At 38.1% G+C, this 19,115-nt stretch carries 12 protein-coding genes; 8 read left to right on the top strand and 4 right to left on the bottom strand.

All coding sequences use genetic code 11. The annotated features are described in order from the left end of the window. Positions 1-2: 2 nt before the first annotated feature. The gene (locus ACFINW_RS03330) at positions 3-1,205 is read right to left on the bottom strand and encodes a deoxyguanosinetriphosphate triphosphohydrolase (RefSeq protein ID WP_375630171.1); all 1,203 of its coding nucleotides are present in this window, start codon (positions 1,203-1,205) and stop codon (positions 3-5) included. A gap of 108 nt (positions 1,206-1,313) precedes the next feature. Here ACFINW_RS03330 and ACFINW_RS03325 point away from each other — a divergent pair, with 108 nt between their 5' ends. From ACFINW_RS03325 to glmS, 5 genes are all read left to right on the top strand, one after another. After that, a complete protein-coding gene (locus tag ACFINW_RS03325; protein ID WP_375613096.1) occupies positions 1,314-1,637 on the top strand; it encodes a HesB/IscA family protein in 324 nt (107 codons plus the stop codon). A 39-nt stretch (positions 1,638-1,676) separates the two neighbouring features. Next, positions 1,677-2,666 carry a carboxypeptidase regulatory-like domain-containing protein gene (locus tag ACFINW_RS03320; protein WP_375630184.1) on the top strand — a complete coding sequence of 330 codons (990 nt, stop codon included), beginning with the start codon at positions 1,677-1,679 and terminating at the stop codon, positions 2,664-2,666. 43 nt (positions 2,667-2,709) lie between these two features. Further along, the gene (locus tag ACFINW_RS03315; RefSeq protein ID WP_375640546.1) at positions 2,710-3,498 is read left to right on the top strand and encodes a cytochrome c biogenesis CcdA family protein; all 789 of its coding nucleotides are present in this window, start codon (positions 2,710-2,712) and stop codon (positions 3,496-3,498) included. 14 nt (positions 3,499-3,512) lie between these two features. Further along, positions 3,513-4,862: a bifunctional UDP-N-acetylglucosamine diphosphorylase/glucosamine-1-phosphate N-acetyltransferase GlmU gene (gene glmU, locus ACFINW_RS03310; protein WP_375610449.1), complete on the top strand. Its 1,350-nt coding sequence runs from the start codon at positions 3,513-3,515 to the stop codon at positions 4,860-4,862. Positions 4,863-5,035: 173 nt separating this feature from the next. Next, positions 5,036-6,859 (top strand): glutamine--fructose-6-phosphate transaminase (isomerizing), encoded by a 1,824-nt coding sequence (gene glmS, locus ACFINW_RS03305; protein ID WP_375640447.1) that lies wholly within the window; start codon positions 5,036-5,038, stop codon positions 6,857-6,859. A gap of 355 nt (positions 6,860-7,214) precedes the next feature. Here the strand turns inward: glmS and recG are convergent, their stop codons facing one another. Beyond that, a complete protein-coding gene (gene recG, locus ACFINW_RS03300; protein ID WP_375640443.1) occupies positions 7,215-9,323 on the bottom strand; it encodes an ATP-dependent DNA helicase RecG in 2,109 nt (702 codons plus the stop codon). A gap of 402 nt (positions 9,324-9,725) precedes the next feature. Between recG and dnaE the strand changes: the two genes are divergently transcribed. Then, on the top strand, positions 9,726-13,193 hold the full coding sequence (gene dnaE / locus ACFINW_RS03295) for a DNA polymerase III subunit alpha (RefSeq protein ID WP_375640542.1): 3,468 nt from the start codon (positions 9,726-9,728) through the stop codon (positions 13,191-13,193). Between the two features lie 191 nt (positions 13,194-13,384). Here dnaE and ACFINW_RS03290 read toward each other — a convergent pair whose 3' ends face one another. After that, complete coding sequence (locus ACFINW_RS03290) at positions 13,385-14,632, bottom strand: FAD-binding protein (RefSeq protein ID WP_375630173.1); 1,248 nt, start codon at positions 14,630-14,632, stop codon at positions 13,385-13,387. 52 nt (positions 14,633-14,684) lie between these two features. Continuing rightward, complete coding sequence (locus tag ACFINW_RS03285) at positions 14,685-14,933, bottom strand: zinc-finger domain-containing protein (protein WP_375623967.1); 249 nt, start codon at positions 14,931-14,933, stop codon at positions 14,685-14,687. A 323-nt stretch (positions 14,934-15,256) separates the two neighbouring features. On the opposite strand from ACFINW_RS03285, the gene ACFINW_RS03280 reads away from it, so the two are divergent. Both ACFINW_RS03280 and ppx read left to right on the top strand, forming a co-directional pair. After that, positions 15,257-17,437 (top strand): RNA degradosome polyphosphate kinase, encoded by a 2,181-nt coding sequence (locus ACFINW_RS03280; protein ID WP_375673791.1) that lies wholly within the window; start codon positions 15,257-15,259, stop codon positions 17,435-17,437. A 6-nt stretch (positions 17,438-17,443) separates the two neighbouring features. After that, positions 17,444-18,961 (top strand): exopolyphosphatase, encoded by a 1,518-nt coding sequence (ppx, locus tag ACFINW_RS03275; RefSeq protein WP_375611538.1) that lies wholly within the window; start codon positions 17,444-17,446, stop codon positions 18,959-18,961. Positions 18,962-19,115 lie beyond the last annotated feature (154 nt).

Below are 19,115 nucleotides of genomic sequence, written 5' to 3'. Positions count from 1 at the left end.
CATTAAACGAAATTATCTGTATGGTCAAATAAACGCTGATATTCACGTAGAGCGTAGTGATCCGTCATGCCTGAAAGAAAGTCTGCAATCAAACGTGCTAACTCTTGATTTTTTAAGTGCACTGTTTTGCTCTGCCAACTTTCAGGCATTGTATTTGGATTTTCATAATAACAATTGAATAATTTTTGTACAATGCATTTTGCTGCATTGCGACGACTAAGAACTTGTTCATGGTAGTAAAGATTTTTAAATAAAAAGTTTTTTAGTTCTTTTTCATAAACGGTCATTGTCGGTGAAAAGGTGACAATAGTTTGTTTTGCTTGGTGAATATCGTTTATGCTTGTTGGTTTGATGCGTGCTAAATTTTTTTGTGACTGTTTGATAACATCTTCAACCATGGTTGTTATTTGTCTTCGTACAAGCGTGTAACCGCGACGCGTTTGGTCGAGCTGGGGATGCTCATCTGTTATATCTTTTAATATTGCTGCTGTTAGTGAAACATGTTCAAATTGATCGAGTGTTAAAAATTGCGAACGTAGACCATCATCAATATCATGCGCATTGTATGCGATATCATCTGCAATAGCAGCACATTGCGCTTCTAGTCCTGCAAAACAATCGAGTGCAAGGTCTTGCTTTACATTGTATTGTAAAATATCGATAGGAACCTCCTTATTCTTCGCGTGAGGACCTAAAAGGGGACCATTATGCTTTACAAGTCCTTCGAGGGTTTCCCATGTAAGGTTAAGTCCATCAAAATTTGCATAGCGCTGTTCTAGTTTTGTTACAATGCGTAATGCTTGTGCATTATGATCAAAGCCGCCATAATGTACCATGGCTTCATTAAGAGCATCTTCTCCTGCATGGCCAAAGGGTGTGTGTCCAAAGTCGTGAACAAGGGCAATGGCTTCGGCAAGGTCTTCATCAAGACACAGGGCACGGGCTAATGTTCTTGCAATTTGAGAAACCTCTATGGAATGGGTTAGGCGAGTACGGTAATGATCGCTTTCATCAGCAATAAACACTTGCGTTTTATGTTTAAGACGTCGAAATGCATTAGAATGGATAATACGATCTCTATCTCGTTGAAAAGGTGAGCGTGTGGTGCTCATCGTTTCATGGTATAATCGACCACGGCTTGTTTGTGGATGAGCACTGTATACTGCTCGAGATTGGTAATTGAAGTTGATATTTCCTATATCCATTGCAAGCTGTCTATTATCATCTTAAAATTGAGAGTGGTTTATGAGAAATAAACTGCTCTTTGAGTGTAGGATACTCTTTCTTGATGGTTTAATGCAAGGATATATAAAATGAATGTGAAAATTTCAGATGTTGCTGCCAAAAAAATTGCACAGATACTTTTGCGTGAAACCGATAAAATAGCATTACGTATTTCTGTTGAAGGTGGTGGGTGTTCTGGTTTTTCTTATAAATATGACTTGGTTTCTGAAATGTGTGAAGATGACCTCGTTCTCAAAAAAGACGGGGCAGTTGTGTTTATTGATTTACTATCACTTCCTTTTATGGAAGGAGCTGAGATTGATTTTGTTGATGATCTTATGGGGCAGTCTTTTCAAATCCACAATCCCAATGCTGTTTCATCGTGTGGTTGTGGTGTAAGTTTCTCAATTTAAAATGATGGCTGTGTGATATTGTTTCTTGAAAAAAAGATCATGTTGGTCAACAATGCAAAAATGGGTATTCTTATAAAAATAGTGCACCGATGTGTATGGTTGTGCGTGGTGCTTGCTTTATTGACTTGGAGTCACTGTGCTTTTTCTGAAGCAGGAGAAGGGCAAGATCTGCAGCAGAGACAATCAAGGAGTTTTATTGTAAAGACTCAAGAGCAGGAAAATGAAAACTTAGCATCTCAAACACAACTCATTTTGAATGCTCGATTAACAAATAGTCATCCGGATATTGAAAAAGGGCTTGTCTGGCGGGTTTATGCCCCTATTCTAGGGATTGATAATAAGTTACCATTAGTGGCAACCTATAAGGGGGGAGGTGCACGTTTTAATCTCGAACCAGGAAATTATCTTGTTCATGTCTCATTTGGTCATATGAGTGCTGTGCGCCATATTCGTTTAGAAAATGGGCAGAGTCTTGTAAAAAACTTTAATCTTGAGGCTGGTGGTGTCATTTTAAATGCAACACTGCTCAATGGCGTAATGAATGAAAAGGAACTCCGTTTTACCATTTATGAGGATGAAAAAGAAAATGATGATACGGGAGTGATTATATCAAATGTTAAACCCCACTCAGTTGTGCGTTTAAAAGCTGGCCGCTACCATGTTGCTTCCCATTATGGTTCTATTAATGCGACGGCTCGTTCCGATATTCAAGTGGATGCAGGTAAAATAACAGAAGTTACTCTTGAACATCAGGCCGCTCAGATTGTCTTAAAGTTGGTGCGACAAGAAGGAGGAGAAGCGCTTGCAGATACAAGTTGGTCTCTTGCCAATGATTCTGGTGATATCGTTTATGAAACAGTTGGTGCGTATGTTTCACTCGTGTTAGCAGAGGGAGAGTATATTGCAATTGCTAAAAATAAAGATAAAATCTATCAAAAAGTTTTTTCAGTCGTTTCTGGTCATGATGAAGATATAAGTGTGATAGCGAATGAAGAAAATATGCAACAAATTGATGAAGATGTGGATTGATCATTGTTCATGGGGGTAAACTATGATGAAAGACGGGGTATGAATTTTGATTGAAATTTCAACAGTTGGTGTGTTTTTTGCTGGGGCACTCTCTTTTTTGTCACCATGCGTTTTGCCGTTAGTTCCTCCTTATTTGTGCTATATGGCAGGGGTTGGTATTGATGATTTTCGTTCAGAAAAGCCTGATGAGAAAGTTTTTATCCGGTGGGCTTTATTATCTTCTGTTATTGCTTTTGTTCTTGGGTTTACGACTGTTTTTGTTGCTTTAGGTGCCAGTGCTAGTACAATTGGGAAATTCATCGGTTATTATCGTGATTGGTTTGCCCTTGCTGCTGGAATTGTCATTATTATTTTTGGTTTAAATTTTTTGGGGATTTTCAAGATCGCTTTTTTATTTCGTGAGGCGCGTTTTCAGACCCATAAAACACCTGCTGGTCCTTTAGGCGCGTATATTATTGGTTTAGCTTTTGCCTTTGGTTGGACACCGTGTATTGGCCCCATTTTAGGGCCTATTATAACGCTTGCTGGAACAAAAGAAACTGTGGGAGAGGGAGCTGTTCTCTTAGCGGTTTATGCATTAGGTCTTGCTATTCCTTTTATGTTAGCAGCTTTATTTTCGAGCAGTTTTATGCGATTTTTAGGAGCTTTTCGTATTCATTTAGGAAAAGTTGAAAAAATCATTGGTGTTTTTCTTATTCTTACAGGGATTTTGTTTTTAACAGATTCTATGCAGGATCTTTCATTTTGGCTTTTAGAACATTATCCTTCGTTGAGTTATATTGAAGATATTCGTTGGCACAGTATTATGAATTTTTTTGGATTTCCTCGTTAGTCTTATGTGTTTTTATGGTTAGAAGTTGTCTTTCTATTGTTCTTGCCGCAGGTGAGGGGACGCGCATGAAATCGTCTCTGCCTAAGGTACTTCATAAAATTGCTGGATTGCCTCTTATATGCCATGTTCTAAAACAAATAGAATTGGCAGGCTCTTCACAATTAGCGGTTGTTGTGGGATATGGTGCTAAGGAGGTTATGCACGTTGTTCAGTCATTTGTAAAAGATGTAATGATTTTTGAACAAAAAGAGCGTTTAGGAACTGCCCATGCTGTTTTGTCTGCTCGTTTAGCTTTGCAAAAGGAGGTGGATGATGTGCTCATTGTTTTTGGGGATACTCCTCTCATTCAGCAAGATTCATTGCACCAAATGCGTGCACAGCTTGCTGATGGAGCAGATGTTGTTTTTGCAGGTTTTCATACCAAACATCCAACAGGTTATGGACGTCTTCTCGAGAAAAATGGTCAATTGATTGCAATTGTAGAAGAAAAAGACGCTAGCGATGAAGAAAAAAAGATTTCTTTTTGTAACGGTGGAATACTCGCTATGCGTGGAAAACATGCACTTTCTCTTTTAGAGAAAGTTGGTAATAATAATGTGAAAAAAGAATATTACTTAACAGATATTGCTTCTCTTGCAACACGCGAAGGATTAGATGTGCGTGTTGTTGAAGTTCCTTTTGAAGATATTGTAGGAATTAACAACGGTTTTGAGCTTTCTGAGGCTGATTCTTTGTGGCAAAAACGTAAAGCGCGCGATTTAATGTTATCGGGTGTTACACTCTTAAAGCCAGAAACACTCTATTTTTCTTATGATACAGAAATTGCACCAGGGGTGGTGATAGAACCAAATGTTTATTTTGGGTTAAACGTAAAAGTACAATCTGGTGCGGTTATTCATGCATTTAGTTATCTCGAAGGTGCTGTGGTTGGTAGAGATGCACAGATTGGTCCCTATGCACGTTTGCGTCCTGGAACAGAGTTGGCTAAGTCCGTAAAGATTGGAAATTTTTGTGAAGTCAAACAAGCTAAGGTAGGAGAATCTTCTAAAATCAATCATTTAAGTTATATTGGTGATGCCGAAATTGGTGCACATACCAATATTGGAGCCGGTACGATTACTTGCAATTATGATGGATTTAACAAATATAAAACCATGATTGGTGATCATGCTTTTGTTGGGTCTAATACGGCACTTGTTTCCCCATTGGTAATAGGGGATGGCTCTTATGTTGCTTCAGGAAGTGTTATTACTGAAAATATTCCTATGAACAGTATGGCTTTTGGGCGTGCACGACAGGTTATAAAAGAGGGCTATGCGACAAAATTTCGAGAGCGTTTGTTAGAAAACAAACAGAAAAAATGATTATTTTCAGCTTATTCTTTTGTTTCGTGTTAATCTAACGATGGATGGAAGATTTATTCTTAAAGATTGCCGTATTCCATGTTTGAATTATTTTTATTATTTATAGTTTTAAATAAAGGCTGTTGGATTGTTTTGTAAAATTTGAATCTTAAGATGTGGGTTGGAGCTTTTTAATGTGTGGAATTATTGGAGTTCTTGGAAAGAGGTGTGTTACGTCCTCTTTGGTTGAGGGGTTAAAACGTCTTGAATATAGAGGGTATGATTCATCTGGGGTGGCAACGGTCCATAATGGGCATCTTTATCGTGTACGTGCTGAGGGGAAGCTTGTTCATTTAGAAGAAAAATTAAAAAAAACACCTCTGGAGGGAAGTTTAGGGATTGGTCATACCCGTTGGGCTACGCATGGAATTGCTGTTGAACGCAATGCGCATCCCCATGTGACTGAAAAGCTTGCGATTGTTCATAATGGTATTATTGAAAATTTTGTAGAACTGCAAAAGGAACTCATAGAGGATGGTTGTATCTTTGAAACAGAGACGGATACGGAAGTTATTGCACATTTAATAACGCGTGCATTAAAAGATGGTCTTTCTCCGCAAGAAGCCATACGTACCAGTTGGAAAAGGCTGCAGGGGGCTTTTGCTATTGCTCTTATTTTCGAAGGTGAAGATAACCTTATGATTGCGGCTTGTTCTGGTCCACCTCTGGCAATTGGTTATGGAAAAGATGAATTTTTTGTGGGGTCAGATGCCATAGCTTTGGCACCATTCGTTGATTATATTAGCTATATGGAAGATGGGGATTGGGCTGTTCTCACACGGGAAGGTGTTACAATTTATGATGCTAATAACCAACCGGTCAAACGTCCTGTGACGACATTACTTGAAGGGGCTTTATTGATTTCTAAGGGTAATCATCGTCATTTTATGCACAAGGAAATGTTTGAACAACCTGAAGTGATTTCTCATAATTTGGCACATTATCTTGATCTTGGAAATTATGTCGTTCGACCGCTTAAGAATTTGATTGATTGGAAAAATATTCATCGGCTTCTTTTTGCGAGTTGTGGAACGGCATATTATTCAACCTTAGTTGCGCGCTATTGGTTTGAGAAATTTGCCGCTTTAAGTGTTGATAATGATGTTGCTTCGGAGTTTCGTTATCGTGAACCTCCTATAACGTCTGATGTGTTATCGCTGTTTGTTTCTCAATCTGGTGAGACAGCTGATACATTGGCTTCTTTGCGTTATTGTCGTGAGCGGGGTGTAAAAACAGCAACAATTGTGAATGTAGAGCAATCAACAATGGCAAGGGAGGCTGATTTTATTCTCCCAACACTTGCTGGACCGGAAATAGGTGTTGCTTCAACAAAAGCTTTTACCTGTCAATTGGCAACGCTTGCTTCACTCGCTCTTAGTGCGGCTAAACAACGTGGCTATCTCTCGGCTCAAATAGAAAAGCAATTGGTTCAACAGTTGGCAGAAGTTCCACGTATTTTAAATGAGGTCTTAAAATTAGAGAGAAAAATTGAATGTATTTGTCGTGATTTGGTGAATGCAAAAAGTGTTCTTTATCTGGGACGTGGAACTTCTTATCCGATTGCTTTGGAGGGAGCTCTTAAACTGAAAGAGCTTTCTTATATTCATGCTGAAGGTTATGCGGCAGGTGAATTAAAGCATGGACCAATTGCTCTGGTGGATGAGACAATACCCGTTATTGTTGTTGCACCTTATGATCGGTGGTTTGAAAAAACTTTTTCTAATATGCAAGAAGTGGTAGCGCGTAATGGTCGTATTATTTTAATAACCGATAAAAAAGGAGCAGATGTGGCTTGTCTTAAGACTTTATCAACGATCACTTTGCCAGATGTTCCAGAATTTATTTCTCCTATTATTTATGCACTCCCTGTTCAGTTAATCGCTTATCATACGGCTGTTTTATTAGGAACAGATGTTGATCAACCCCGTAATTTAGCAAAATCAGTCACGGTTGAATAAAAGTATATTTCTGAATCTTTTGGAGAATAATCAAGTGTAAGAAATTGATTTATAATGAAACTTATTTTTTCATTTTCTCTGTTGAACGAGAATGCTGTAGACAGTTTTTTTCTTTCTCAATCCTTTACGATAAAACGAAAAATATCTTCTTACCTATCAAAAAATGGATCAGCTATGTGAACATAATGGTAAAAAAAGACGCAATATTGCTTCTACTGTTTTAATGCAGTTGATTTGTTATTCGTTCATGAAGCATAAAGATGGTAAGAGACTGCGTAGATCATTTATGGGTAATTCTAAGAAAAAACCATATTTGAACAGAGAGATATTTAAGTTTTTTATTAGAGGGTCTTTGTTATCCTGCTCGTAAGAGGCGTGCAGCATCGTTGTGTCCGAAAAGATAAAGGAGCAACCGTAAAGCTTGTCCTTGCTCAGAAGAAAGATGAGGATCGCGTTGTAAAAATAAACGAGCATCTTTTCTTGCCATTGACAAAAGATCGCTATGAACTGCAAGGTTTGCTATATGAAATTCAGGGACTCCAGATTGTTTTGTACCTAAAAGCTCTCCTTCGCCTCGTAGGCGCCAATCTTCTTCAGCGATTTCAAAACCATCTTCTGTATTGCGGATAATATTAAGGCGTGTTGCTGCTGTTTTAGTCAGTGGATCTTTATAGAGCAAAATGCAGGAAGACTTTTTATCGCCTCGTCCTACACGTCCACGTAATTGGTGCAATTGTGAAAGGCCAAAATGTTCCGCGTGTTCGATGATAATGATCGAAGCATCTGGAATATCTACTCCCACTTCAATGACTGTGGTTGCAACTAAAATACGTGTATTTCCACATTTAAAAGATGCCATAGCGGCTTCTTTTTCTGCTGTAGACATTTTTCCATGGATCATACCAACGTGTGCTCCAAAGCGCTCATGGAGAAATGCAAAGCGGTTTTCAATTGAAGTGAGATCAAGAGCTGTCGATTCCTCTACTAAAGGACAAATCCAATAGAGCTTTTCTCCTTTTTCTAATGCAATTGCGATTCTCGCTATAAGCTCATGAAGACGTTTCAAAGAAAGCGTTGCTGTTGTAATGGGTTGTCGTCCCATTGGTTTTTCGGTAATTTTAGAGACATCCATATCACCAAAAGCTGTTAAGACAAGTGTGCGCGGAATGGGCGTGGCGGTCATAACCAGCATATCAGCTTTATTGCCTTTTTCTGTAAGAGCGATACGTTGATGGACACCAAAACGGTGTTGTTCATCGATAATGGTTAAAGCGAGATTATTATAAGTAACACTGTTTTGTATGAGAGCATGGGTTCCGATGACAATAGAAACTTGACCTGACAGAATATCATTCACGATATTTGTCCGCAATTTCCCTTTTTCTCGTCCTGTTAAAAGCGTTGTTTGTAATCCGACCTTTTCGGCAAGAGGAGCGATGGTGGCAAAATGTTGCCTAGCAAGCACTTCAGTTGGTGTCATTAAAGCTGATTGTCCTGAATTTTCAGCAATTTGTGCCATTGCCATCAATGCAACAACAGTTTTTCCTGCGCCTACATCACCTTGAAGTAGTCTTAGCATCGGTTCTGGTGAAGCAAGATCATTTGCGATATCTTCTACTGCTTTTTTTTGTCCGGTTGTGAGTTGAAAGGGGAGGATATTAAGCAATTTTTTAGTATAAATTCCTGTTGATGGTCGAGAAGTGCCAACAAGAGATTTAGTTTTCAAACGCACGAGTCCTAGTGCCAATTGACAAGCGAGCAATTCATCATAGGCAAGACGTTTGCGTGCTGTACTTTCTAAGGATAGATCATTGGGGTTAATGGGCGCATGGATACGGCGTAAAGCAACGGAAAAAGAAGGAAAATTTTGCTGCTTTTTTACATTTTCATCTATCCATTCTGGTAGAAGAGGAATAAAATCAAGAGCGTTTTGTATGGCGCGTCTTAGTGTCTTTACAGTTAGTCCGGCAGTAGAGGGATAGACAGGTTCGATCAGAGGTATCTGATTTGATTGTTCGCTTGGGGCAATATAGTCTGGATGCGCCATTGAAAGCTGTCCATTAAACCATTCAACTTTTCCTGATATAATGACTTTTTTTCCTTCGGGGAGTTGTTTTTTTAGCCAAAGAGGTTGAGCATGAAAAAAGACTAAATTTATTTTTCCTGTGTGATCATGGGCAATAACACGATAGGGAATTCGGTTGTGACCACGGGGTGGTGGTTGATGTTGATCGATGATAATTTCGAGCGTAACAGTATCTCCTTCTTTTGCACAAGTAATGTTGGGACGCATTCTGCGGTCTATAACGGAATGGGGCATTAATTGAAGAAGGTCAATAAGGGTTGCTTCGCGTTGTGTGGGATTAACATCTAAGAGTTTGGTCAATAAACCATAGACTTTAGGTGTAATACCAGAAAGAGTTCGGATAGAATTAAAAAGTGGGGTAAGAAGACTTGGAGGCATGAGCAAATTTAACCTGCCCTTTTTGTTTTTTCTAGACCTTTAGAAGAGCTTTTTGGGGATAAAGTCATAAAGAGGAGGTTGCTTTATTTACACATTGAACTTTAGGAAGAGAAATTAATATTTAAAGAAAAATACAATTAAATGGTCAAAAATTAAAGTGCTTAGATGAGGTATATTGTTTTTCTTTTTATTTTAGGTGTTTATTTGCTGTGAATAGAAGCATTTTCTTGATAGAACTCTCTTATAAATATTAATAAAATTGGGATATTGCTCCTATGTAGGATGATGAATTTATAGCTTTAAAGTTTGATGATAAACAGAAGTTTTTTCTTTTATAAGGGGTGCTGTTTAGCATTTATTTTGTAGTGGGAAATTGTGAGAGTGGTAAAAAATAAAATGCAAATGCAAGAGAACAAAAATTCTCTTCCTCGCTTTATTCATTTGAGAGTGCATTCAGCTTATTCCTTGCTCGAAGGGGCTTTAAAAATCCCCCAAATTATTCAACAGACGATTTCAGATCATGCACCAGCGGTTGCTATTACCGATACCAATAATTTATTTGGTGCTTTGGAATTTTCACAGCATTGTCTTTCTCATGGGGTCCAACCTATTATTGGTTGTCAGCTTACTGTTGATTTTTGTGATGAAAATGATCATTCACGTTTGGCTAAATGGCGTAATCCTTCAGATTTTTGCTCTATTGTTCTTTTGGCTGCTAGCGAAACCGGTTATGCTCATTTGGTTCGTCTTGTGAGCCGTGCTTATCTTGATAAGTGTGATACTGATCCTCCTCATATTAAAGCTGATTGGTTGTCAGAACACAGTGAAGGCATAATCGCTTTAACGGGTGGAAAGGGAGGACCTATTAATCTTTCTTTGGCAGAAGAGAAAAAAGAACATGCTGTTGAGCGCTTAATTTATTTGAAAAAATCTTTTGCTGATCGTCTTTATGTGGAGTTACAACGGCATGGCTCTTATGACCGGAGAGTAGAAGCTGATCTTATTGAATTGGCTTATGCGCATGAAATTCCTCTTGTAGCAACGAATGAAGCTTTTTTTCTGCAAAGAGAAGGGTATGAAGCGCATGATGCGCTGATGGCTGTTTCAGAAGGACAAATTGTCTCTAATCCAGATCGCAAACGTGTGACACCAGATCATTATTTGAAGTCACAAGATGAAATGGTTACACTGTTTTCTGATCTTCCAGAAGCTTTGGAAAATAGTGTTGAAATTGCATTGCGTTGTCATATTGCCTCGCCTCTTCGAAAACCGATATTGCCTCGTTTTATAGAACAATCTGTTAATTCAGAAACTACTTTAGAAATAGAAGATAGTGAGTTATTAAATCAGGCTAAAGATGGTTTGAAGATTCGGCTTGAAACAATAGGGTTGGCTGAAGGGTATACGATTGCAGATTATGAACAGCGGCTTGATTATGAAATTTCAGTTATTACGCGTATGCAATTTTCTGGATATTTTCTTATCGTTTCAGATTTCATAAAATGGGCAAAGGTTCATGACATTCCCGTTGGACCAGGCCGGGGTTCTGGTGCTGGTTCACTTGTTGCTTATGCATTGACGATTACTGATGTGGATCCCTTGCGGTTTTCTCTTCTCTTTGAACGTTTTCTGAATCCAGATCGTGTTTCGATGCCAGATTTTGATATCGACTTTTGTCAAGAGCGGCGCGAAGAAGTTATTCAATATGTTCAAAAAAAATATGGACGTGATCAAGTTGCTCAAATTATTACTTTTGGTAAGTTACAGGCACGTGCAGTTTTGCGTGATGTGGGGCGTGTTTTAGAAGTTCCTTATCGTCAGGTGGATTATCTTACAAAATTAATTCCTGCCACCCCAGGAAGTCAGGTAGAATTAGCAGATGCTATTAAGGATGAACCTAAATTTGAAGAAGAAAAGAAAAAAGATCCCGTTGTTGGACGCGCATTAGATATAGCGCTTCAGTTGGAGGGACTTTATCGTCATGCTTCAACTCATGCTGCTGGGATTGTTATCGGAGATCGTCCACTTTGGGAGCTTGTCCCGATGTATCGTGATCCTCGTTCTGATATGCCTGTTACACAATTTAACATGAAATATGTTGAACAAGCGGGGCTGGTAAAATTTGATTTTCTTGGATTAAAAACGCTTACTGTTTTGAAAATGGCAGTCGATTTTGTTGCCAGAAAGGGGATTAAAATAGATTTATCAAATATTCCTCTGAATGATGAAGCAACCTACGCTATGATGGCACGTGGTGAAACGGTTGGCGTGTTTCAGGTGGAAAGTTCTGGTATGCGCAAGGCGTTGATTGGAATGAAGCCAGACCGTATTGAAGATATTATTGCGCTGGTTGCACTTTATCGTCCAGGTCCAATGGAGAATATTCCAACCTATAATGCACGCAAACATGGGGAAGAGGAAATTGCTTCTATTCATCCTAAAATAGATCATCTGATCAAAGAAACACAAGGTGTTATTGTTTATCAAGAACAGGTGATGCAGATTGCTCAGGTGCTTGCTGGCTATTCGCTTGGGGAAGCCGATTTATTACGTCGTGCTATGGGAAAAAAAATTCATGCTGAAATGCAAAAACAGCGTACGCGTTTTGTTAATGGAGCCGTTGCAGGTGGTGTGGATAAAGATCAAGCTGATATTATCTTTGATCTTTTAGCAAAATTTGCCGATTATGGTTTTAATAAATCGCACGCTGCTGCTTATGCAATTGTTTCTTACCAAACAGCTTATATGAAAGCAAACTATCCCGTTGAGTTTTTAGCTGCTTCAATGACATATGATATGACGAATACAGATAAGCTCAATGATTTTCGGCGTGAAGCATTAAGGTTGGGTATTGAAGTTATTGCACCTTCTATACAAACATCTCATCGTGTTTTTGAGGTTGGTGATAACTGTATTTATTATTCTCTTGCTGCCATTAAAGGTGTGGGAGAAACTGTTGTAGATCATATTGTTTCTTGTCGTGGGAATAAGGTTTTTAAGGATTTGGAAGATTTTTGTGCGCGTGTTGATCCTCGTATTGTTAATAAGCGTGCGATGGAAAGTTTAGTTTGTGCTGGTGCTTTTGATTGTTTTAACATTGCACGTGAGGTTTTATTAGCCAATCTTGGAACCCTTCATGCGCGTGCACTTCGTATTCTCGATGACAATTCTAGCGGGCAGGTTGATATATTTGGAATGGCAGGCGGATTAAAAGAACCATTGATTTTATCGCAAACAACCCCTTGGTTGCCGGCTGAGAAACTTTATCGAGAATTTCAAGCTATAGGTTTTTACTTTTCTGCGCATCCTTTGGAGGAATATCAAGCTATTCTAAACAAAAAACGCATTCAGACTTGGGGTAATTTTGCTAATGCCGTTAAAGGGGGAGCAACGGCTGCACGGCTTGCTGGAACTGTTGTGGCAAAAAACGTGCGCAAAACAAAATCTGGTAAAAAAATGGGAATTATTCATTTTTCTGATACAAGTGGACAATATGAAGCAGTTCTCTTTTCTGAGGCACTCTCGGATTATGAAGAGATGCTAGAACCCGGAAAATCTTTTATTATTACGGTGAGCGCAGAAAATCGTTCTGAAGGAGTTAGTTTGCGAATTGAAACAATTCAGTCTTTGGAAAATGAATCATTACAACAGCATAAAATGATGCGTCTCTTTATAAAAACAGTTGATATGCTTCCACAAATTGAACAAAATTTAAATCTTGGGGGGAATGGAGAGGTTGGGCTTATTTTAATTCAAGAGGATGGATTGCGAGAAGTCGAAATTGCGCTTCCTAAGCGATATAAGGTAAATTCACATGTCGCAAATGCTATGAAATTAATTCAGGGTGTTGTTGATGTAGAATTGAGTTAAAGAAAGATTAAAGATGGGAGCTGATTTTGAGTGGTGTTTTTGCTTTTAGGAGAGCTAAAAATTAAGCTTTTAAAATCGGATTGTAGGTTTCGAAAAATATTGCTTTTATTAGAGTAAATTATGATATTTTTTAGTGTCATAAAATTAAAAAAATCTCGTTCTTTCGTAATATTCAAAGTGCCGGAAGAATTTTATAAGTTTTTATCATTATTTTTTATAGAATTCATCGCATCATACATGTAAAGCCAATTGAGATCTGACATAATGCTCTCTGGTGTACGAATTTTCATCATGAGATTGCGTGCAATTGCTATGGGACCGGTTGCGTGATAGGCTAATCTATTGAAATCTCCGCGTTTTTTTACTGCTGCAATACGCGGGGTGCGTGTTGTTTCGTAAAGCGAAAGTGCTTTCGTTAATGAAAAATCTTTCAATGAAAGTGCTTTTGCTAATGTGGCGGCATCTTCGATTGCCATAGCGGCGCCTTGTGCTGCAAAAGGTAAGGCAGCATGTGCGCAATCGCCAACAAATACTTGTCTCTCTAAACCGATAAAACGATTTTGTTTCATTTGAAAAAGTGGCCAATAACTCCATTCATCAATATGATCGAAGATTTGTAAGATTTTTGAATTCCAATCTTTAAAAAGAGATTTGAGTTTTTCTTTATCTCCTTTATGGGCCCATCCTTCTTTTGAATTTTCTCCATGCGTAATGGCGACAAAATTAAAAATTTTTTCTGACGATTGAATGGGGTAGACAACAAGATGATTTTTGGGTCCCATCCAAGCCGTAATTGTCTTCATATTTTGCAATGAAGAACGAAAGTTTTGAGGAAGATTATCAGATGTTGTTGTTGCACGCCAAGCAATAAAGCCACTAAAATTTGCTTTTTCATGAAAAGGAGATTGTTGCCGTAATGTTGACCAAACGCCATCACATCCGATCAGGAGGGGCGTTGAATAAAGCTGTTCTGTTGCCGTATCTATTTTTATTGTCGTGATTTTAATGTTGGTTGCCGATTGGGTAGAAGATACAATCGTTTCGCCTGCTTTGTATTTGATCAAAGGATTTTCAATCACTGCATTATATAAAATTTTTTGTAAAGCCGCGCGGTGAATCGTCATATAAGGGGCTTTCCAATATTTTTCTGTTAGATTAATAAGATGAGCCCGTAGATGTATTTTTAAAGATAATCCATCTTTTAACTCAAAAAAATATGGGATTGTCGCGACTTCAGTGAGTTTGTTAAGAAGTTTCCAGCGAGCAAGAATAGATGTTGCATTTGGTGTCAGTTGAATACCAGCGCCTATCGTTTCAAGTTGCTTACACTTTTCGATAATGGTGCTTGCAATTCCTTTATGAGCGAGTGCTAAAGCAGTGCTTAAACCAGCAATTCCTCCTCCAACGATGATGGGTGATTGTTCCACAAATGATTTCATATTAAACAAGCAGAATTAAAAGAGGGGTTATTAAGAAAGCCAAAAAACGCAATTATAATAGCTTTTCTGGATGATATAAGCATCCTGTTGGGTTTGTTTGATCGTATGATAGCGAGGGAACATAACGATAAAGGGTTGAGCAGTAAGGGCAAATTTTCTCATCTGCTGCTCCCATATCGATAAAGATATGAGGATGATCGAATGGTTGTGTAGCGCCTACACACATAAATTCTTTCACACCAATTTCGATTGTTTTATATCCAAGGTCATTTTGAAAATGAGGAATGTTGTGATCAGCCATGGCGTACAAACTCCAGAATAAATTTTCTCATCAGCTATGATTGGGCTCTTCTATTTTATAGGCGTGAGTTTGTAATAAAGCGTATAATAATGCAAGCTGCTTTTTAAGACAAATTTTTACTCTTTTATGCTATATTAGAATAGTTGTCTTACTTTTAGTGCTTTGCGCATAGCAATAATTCCAAGTATTTTTAAATATTAAATGGAAAAATGATGAGGGAAGTTAGGCATTGATATATTATTATGATGATAACATAATCAAATGTTATGTGAGATATTTCGTCAAGGATTTTAGAAAATATAAAAGAAAATTATTTAGGATATATGGAACAGAGGGTGGTAAATAAAATTTCTATATCGAATATAACAATGAAAAATCCGGTACGGTTTATTAATCGAGAGTTTTCATGGCTACAATTTAATAATCGTGTTTTGATGGAAGCGGCTAATTCGAAACATCCTTTATTAGAACGTCTACAATTTCTTTCTATTTCAGCTGCAAATCTTGATGAGTTTTTTATGGTTCGTGTTGCAGGACTAGCAGCTCAAATTCGTGCTCGCGTTACAGCGTGCAGTGCAGATGGGCACACTCCACAGGAACAACTTGATATTGTATTAGCTGAGATTTCAAAGCTGCAGGCTCACCAACTACGAGAATTGAATGTTTTACGTGATGAATTAAAAAAGAATGATATTGAAATTATTTGTTCTGATGATCTTTCAGAAATTGAAAAATCATGGCTTGAAAAATATTTTCTTGAGACAATTTTTCCTGTTTTAAAACCTTTACCTGTTGATTCTACTCATCCTTTTCCGTTTATTCCTAATTTAGGGCTTTCTATTGGGCTTCAATTGTCTGGAGAAACTGATCAGAATTCACACACAGTATTGTTGTCTATTTCAATGCTTTTAAGGCGTTTCGTTCTTCTTCCTCAAGAAGGTAATCATTTTCGTTTTATCGCATCTGAAGATGTTATTTGCCTTTTTATTAAACATGTATTTCCTAACTATGAGGTTAAAGGAATTGGTACATTTAGAATAATCCGAGATAGCGATATTGAAGTAGAAGAAGAAGCTGAGGATCTTGTTCATTTTTTTGAAACTGCTCTAAAAAGGCGGCGCCGTGGGCAGGTTATTCGAGTTGAGTTTGACGCAAAAATGCCAGAGAGTTTACGCCAATTTATAGCGAATAGTCTCGCTGTTCCTGATAATTGTATTAATGTCCTTGACGGATTTTTAGCGCTTAATACGGTATCAGAAATTGTTTCTATTCCCCGCGATGATCTTAAATTTATTCCTTATATTTCTCGTGTTCCAGAATGTATTCGTGAACATCATGGGGATTGTTTTGCGGCTATTCGTGAAAATGATATTGTGATTCATCACCCTTATGAGACATTTGATGTTGTTGTCCAATTTTTACGTCAAGCTGCTTGCGATCCTGATGTTGTAGAAATAAAACAAACACTTTATCGTACATCAAATGATAGTCCAATTGTTGGCGCTTTGATTGAAGCAGCTGAACAGGGAAAGTCTGTGACTGCTTTGGTAGAACTTAAAGCACGTTTTGATGAGGAAGCAAATATTCGTTGGGCCCGGGATCTTGAATGTGCTGGGGTTCAAGTTATTTTTGGTTTTATTGCATTAAAAACGCATGCTAAGATGTCATTGGTTGTAAGACGTGAGGGAAAACGTCTTCGCTCTTATGTTCATCTTGGAACAGGAAATTATCATCCCATTAATGCTAAAACTTATACCGATCTTTCTTTTTTTTCCACGGATGATGATATCGCTCATGATGTTGCGTTATTATTCAATTATATTGCGCAATATGAGCGTCCAAATGAAACAATGAAGATTGCTTTTTCACCCTTAACATTGCGTGGTCGTATCTTAGAGCATATTGAGGGAGAAATTGTTCATGCACAACAGGGAAGGTTTGCTGCTATTTGGATGAAAGTTAATGCATTGGTTGATCCTGAAATTATTGATGCTTTATATCGTGCCAGTCAAGCAGGGGTGCAAATTGATTTGGTTGTGCGGGGGATATGTTGTTTACGGCCTGGTATTCTAGGAATTTCGGATAATATTCGTGTAAAATCAATTGTTGGGCGTTTTCTTGAACATAGTCGCATTTTTTGTTTTGGGAATGGTCAAGATTTGCCTAATGAAAATGCACTCGTTTACTTAGGCTCTGCTGATATGATGCCTCGTAATTTGGACTATCGTATTGAAATATTAGTTCCGGTTTTTAATAAAATAGTGCGTCACAAAATTCTTTTACAGATTATGTTAGCTAATATCATTGATAATCAACAAAGCTTTGATATACTTAAGGATGGAACATCAAAACGTATTACACCGCAGATAGGTGAAAGTCTATTTAATGCGCAGGAGTATTTTATGGCCAATACAAGTTTTGCGGGGGAAAATGAGTCTTTTGAGTCTTCTGTTTCGCGCTTGGTTGCGTTGCATCGGCAACAAGCCGAAATACATAAAGACTAAAATCCAATGACATATAGAGATGCTCAAGGTCGGTTAAAAGGGCGTAAGCCTGTTGCTGTTATTGACATTGGCTCAAATTCTGTTCGGTTGGTTATTTATGAGGGGCTTGTTCGATCACCAACAGTTTTATTTAATGAAAAGATTCTTTGTGGTCTCGGTCATGGTGTGGCGAAAACAGGATTTTTAGAAGAAAAATCGATGAAAATGGCGTTGCAAACACTGAAACGGTTTCGTACGCTTTGTCGACAGATTGGGGCAGATGAGGTCTATACTTTAGCAACAGCAGCAGCACGAGATGCACAGAATGGCGTAGCGTTTATTCAGCATGCTGAAGATATTTTGCAAAATAAAATATATCTTCTTTCAGGAAGTGAAGAAGCTATGTATTCAGCATATGGAGTTGTGTCTACTTTTTATCAACCAAAAGGTATTTCTGGGGATCTTGGTGGTGGAAGTCTTGAGCTGATTGATATTGATCATTCTGATGTTGGTGAAGGGATAACGCTCCCATTGGGTGGTTTAAGGCTACAGTATATGTCAAATAATGATAGTGCTGTAGCTACAAAAATTGTACATGAGCAATTTTATAAATCGTCTGTTGTTCGTGCTCGTAAAGGTATAGCACGTTATTTTTATGCAGTAGGGGGGACATGGCGTAATTTGGCAAAACTCCATATGGCAATGAAACACTATCGGCTCCCTGTTATGCATGGCTATGAAGTTGATGCCGTTGAAATGGAGAACTTTTTACGTCTTGTAGCACGTGGCAATATTGATAATATGAGAGGGATTGCAGCGGTTTCTCAGAATCGTCGAAAACTTTTATCTTATGGGGCAATAGTTCTTATTGAACTCATTCAGTGTATGGAGTTTGAAAAGATAATCTTTTCTGGTGCTGGCGTTCGTGAAGGTTTTCTTTATTCACGATTGCCGCAGGCGATTCGACTTTCAGACCCTCTCATTGCAGCATGCACAGAAATGGCTATTTTACGGGCACGTTCACCAAAACAAGCAGAAGAACTCATTGATTTTACGACGAATGCTTTTGAAGTTTTTGGAATTTCAGAAACCGAAAATGAATGCCGTTATCGTCAAGCCGCTTGTCTTCTTGCGGATATTGGTTGGCGTATACATCCAGATTATCGAGGCAATGAAGCAGCAAATCAAATAGCTTTAGGATCTTATCCAGGAATTTCTCATGAAGGGCGCCTTTATGCGGCACTTGCTGTTTTTTTTCGCAATACGAGTTTATTGGTTGATAAAGAATCTCTTCCCATTTTTCAATTAGCAACTCAAAATATAATTGAAAAAGCACGTATTCTTGGCGAAACTATGCGTATTGCTCATCTTTTTAGTGCTTCTGTTGCAGGAATTTTACCTCATTTATTGTGGCATAAAAAAGCAGATCATATTATCCTGCAGATCCCAAAGAATTACGCTGGGTTATTAGGAGAACGTCCTCTTGGACGATTACAGAAGTTATCAAAAATAATAAAACAACCTCTCGCTTTTGAAATTTTTTGATTTTTTTCCTAATTTATTCGTGTTTTATGTCTTAATAATAGGGCCATTGACGAGGGATAAACTAGGTAGCCTATCATCATGAGCTGGACAATAGGACTTGTTCCATAACGCCCCTGCTAGACACCACGCAAAGCATTTGTAATGCCTGAGCATT

This window comes from Bartonella sp. AA18HLJMS, from assembly GCF_042197245.1.
GTDB lineage: Bacteria > Pseudomonadota > Alphaproteobacteria > Rhizobiales > Rhizobiaceae > Bartonella.
The sequence above is the reverse complement of the archived record's forward strand: the minus strand, read 5'-3'. Positions and strand labels throughout refer to the sequence as shown.